The organism is Candidatus Chordibacter forsetii, assembly GCF_964187505.1.
Taxonomy (GTDB): domain Bacteria; phylum Verrucomicrobiota; class Verrucomicrobiia; order Opitutales; family Seribacteraceae; genus Chordibacter; species Chordibacter forsetii.
In genome coordinates this window covers 1-3,363 of sequence record NZ_CAXLML010000150.1, presented here as the reverse complement: position 1 = coordinate 3,363, position 3,363 = coordinate 1, and the positions used below count along the sequence as shown (strand labels likewise).

Genomic DNA, 3,363 nt, shown 5'->3' with positions numbered 1-3,363 from the left:
ACTTGCTCAGCATTCTTATCGGTACTAATGATGTGGGCAAAGATGTTAAGCCTGTTGATTTTGAGGGGGACTACCGCTTTGTCTTGGATGCTAGCCGTAAGGCAAATCCAGCACTTAAAATCATTCTGATCGATCCTTTTGTCCTGAGGTCTGGTGAAATCGGTACGGATAATGCCTGGGCCAAGCGCCGTTCCGCGACCGATGAATTGCGAAAGGTGGTTGTTCGTTTAGCCAAGGATTATAATGCTCTTCACTTACCCATGCAGGATATTTTTGATCAAGCCGCAAAGTCCTCTTCTCCTAATCATTGGATTTGGGATGGCATCCACCCCTTGCCTGCCGGGCATGAATTGATTGCCCGTTCATGGCTCGATGCAGTCTCTGCCCGTTGGCCCGCCTGAGCATATTTATGAGCGAGACAGATTGGAACCAAAGGTATGTGGATGGGGATACACCCTGGGACAAGGGAGATGCGGCTCCAGGCCTTAACGATTGGTTGATGGGAAATGATATGGATCCTGATTCCCGTATCCTTGTTCCCGGTTGTGGATGTGGGCACGATGCTCACGCATGGGCAAGGGCTGGGTTTGAAACGACCGGAGTTGATTTATCAGAGCTTGCCCTTAATCAAGCAGGCGAAAATTACGAGGCGATTCCTGGCCTTGCTTTTTTCCCGGGTAATTTTTTAGAAGACGAGCCACAGGAACCCTACGATCTTATTTTTGAGCATACCCTGTACTGTGCCATCGATCCGGCGCGGCGGGATGAATATGCCAAGGCAGTGACGCGTTGGTTAAAACCGGGTGGGTATTTCCTCGCTATTCACTTTATCTTTCCTCTGACCAAAGAGGGCCCACCTTTTGGTGCCAGCAGGGAGGAGATCATCGATCGATTTTCGGACAGATTTGATCTGATTGAAGAATGGGAGCCCCGAAACTTTGAGGGCAGAGAAAGAGAAGAACGGATGTTTTACTGGAAACGGAAATAACTTTTTCTTAACGGTTCCAATCTTTTGCAGGTAGGCTATGAGGCTTGAGGATCTCTAATCCCGACCAGATTTTATAGGTATCTTTTTTATCCTTACCTTCGCTAAAGGGTCCGAATTGGTCGTCTTTGTTATTGATGCGGTTTTTACCAAAAAAATCCTTTTCCATTACATAGGGACTAGGGAAACTTTCCTCTAAGGTTTTCCTGGGGTTAAGAATAGCCATTTCCTGCTTTTCCTCGTCGTAACTAATTTTGGAAGTTGGGGAGAAAAAACTGTTCAGGTCATTTTTCTTCCCTTTGTTTTTCCAGAAAGTTTTCCACTCATCCATATTCATAGAGACTTTATTTTTTAGTTTCTTCCATTCGGTAGGAGTTTTCCCGTAATCAAGTTCTTTAAGGATTAAGTCTTGAAAAGCATCTTGTTTCCATGGATAGGGCACATCGCTTTTATTGCTAATTAGAAAGTTTCTGTCGTCCTCATTGAATCCATAACTATTGAAATCAAATCTTTGGAGGCCGCTTAAAAACTCAGGGTAATTGGTTTCGATCTTCGTTAATCTACCCATAAATAAATTATGAAAAAAGCTGTGATTTGCGGTACTTGCCCGGTGGCTTACTTGTTGGATGCGAACCAATTGCCCGCCGCTTGATGGGCTGGAAGAATCAGAAATTAAATTGTGAGAGAAGGTGGCTCCAGAGGCATCATGTATGTAAACTGCGTCCATCTGGTTTTCAAAAATAAGATTATGATCAACCAATAATTGATCGAATTTATAATTACTCATTTCCAGAAATATGCCATGGGTGCCGTTATGGTGAATGATGTTTCGGCTGATGCGACTTCCGGGAAACTCATTATCCAACCAGATTCCTGGAGAATATGAATTGCGGGCAATATAGTTTCCCTCAATTCGTCCATTTTTTAAATGGTGACATTTAATACCCCCATGCTCCCATCTCTTTTTACCAAAAAAGTTCAGGGTATTATTTCGGAGGATCACATTGTTACGAATGATCAGATTTTTAGATCCGTAACTTAGAATTCCTGCAGAACCGTTATCGATGAAATAATTTCCTTCAATCAGGTTATCATGCGAATATCCATTGTAGGGAGTATTTCCATCGACTCTTCCACAATCAATCGCGGTGGTTTTGGCATAGCGAACGAGATTATTTCGAATAATCCAATGGTAGCCAGCTTCCAGTCCAATCGCACCTTTCTGAGCATATTTATCTTCTTTCCAGAAATTGGTGGGATATTGGTTGCCGCAATGCTCAAAAATAAAGCCTTCTACTACAATGTGGCCGAGACCTCTCTGAACCGGAGCAAAAAGCCTCCTTCGGGTAGTGATTTCTATGTTTTGTTCTTCAGGAATTAAGCCGCCAAAGTGAACCCATATTCTTTCGGTTTTTTGATCATACCACCATCCTTTTGAAGCCAGTTCTTCTTGCAATGGAACTTCCATCCATGGGAGATCATTTACAATGATTTGCCCACAAGTGTAAGCAATATCATCGTCGGTTTCACCAAATCGGTTATCTCCTTCTTCTTTACGCTCAGCTTCCTTTTTTCCTTCTCTGCGATATGGAGTGGAAGCAAGTAACACTTTGAAAGGATTGTAATGATCGAGGTATTCTGAACTTCGGTCAGAAAAAAGATGATCATCAGGCTTGGCTGAGTAAATTCCTTTCCCTTCTTTTCTCCACTTGGGTTTCCAGGTTTCAGAACCCTTAATCAATACTCGTTTTCCATTTTCTGCCCGATAGGTAATAGGCATCCCAGGCATTCCTCCTCTCATTGGAGTTATTCGTTCCCGATAGACTCCTCCTTGGACTAATACTGTATCACCCGGTTGTGCCCGCCTTGCTCCTGATGAAATAGTCTGGATTGGTTTTTCAAAGGTGCCAGGACTGGCATCGTTACCCTGTGGGGAGACCACATAAGTGCGGGCATCTAGGTGAATAAGGGTCGCCCATACAATGATCCAAAACCTAGTGATTTTCATTCGCAACCTATGATCAAATAAAATCAATCAACCTTGCAAGGTGTAAGACTCGAGGGAAAAAAGAGGTACTCAGTCTTCCTGTGTTTTAGCATTCTGAAAAAAGGAGTTCTCGTTTTTTCGCTCAATTTGCAAAAGAGCACTGTCCACGATTTCAAAAGCAGATTCAATGCTTTGATCCACATAGCTGAGGTACCACTCGTCTTTTTCTTGGTCAAAGGAAGGATAGCCCACAAGTTCAAGTAGTTGAAACGTTCGGGGGTCAAAATTATCAACTTCCACTTCATAAACCAGGGAAGGTTGGTCATCCAGTTGGCTGGATGGATCATTGGGTTGGTTGATTTCGAGCATCACCCGGTAGGGCATCGAGGAA

The 3,363-nt window shown here is 43.5% G+C and carries 3 protein-coding genes and 1 pseudogene; 2 read left to right on the top strand and 2 right to left on the bottom strand.

All coding sequences use genetic code 11. From position 1 onward, the window contains the following. Positions 1-401: GDSL-type esterase/lipase family protein (locus ACKPQ4_RS06470; RefSeq protein WP_407680379.1), on the top strand; the 401-nt coding region annotated here is incomplete at its 5' end. Between the two features lie 8 nt (positions 402-409). Next, complete coding sequence (locus ACKPQ4_RS06465) at positions 410-988, top strand: methyltransferase domain-containing protein (RefSeq protein ID WP_407680378.1); 579 nt, start codon at positions 410-412, stop codon at positions 986-988. A 7-nt stretch (positions 989-995) separates the two neighbouring features. Here the strand turns inward: ACKPQ4_RS06465 and ACKPQ4_RS06460 are convergent, their stop codons facing one another. Both ACKPQ4_RS06460 and ACKPQ4_RS06455 read right to left on the bottom strand, forming a co-directional pair. After that, complete coding sequence (locus ACKPQ4_RS06460) at positions 996-2,993, bottom strand: right-handed parallel beta-helix repeat-containing protein (protein ID WP_407680377.1); 1,998 nt, start codon at positions 2,991-2,993, stop codon at positions 996-998. A gap of 69 nt (positions 2,994-3,062) precedes the next feature. Continuing rightward, positions 3,063-3,363, bottom strand: a pseudogene (locus tag ACKPQ4_RS06455) (hypothetical protein); the annotation flags it as partial.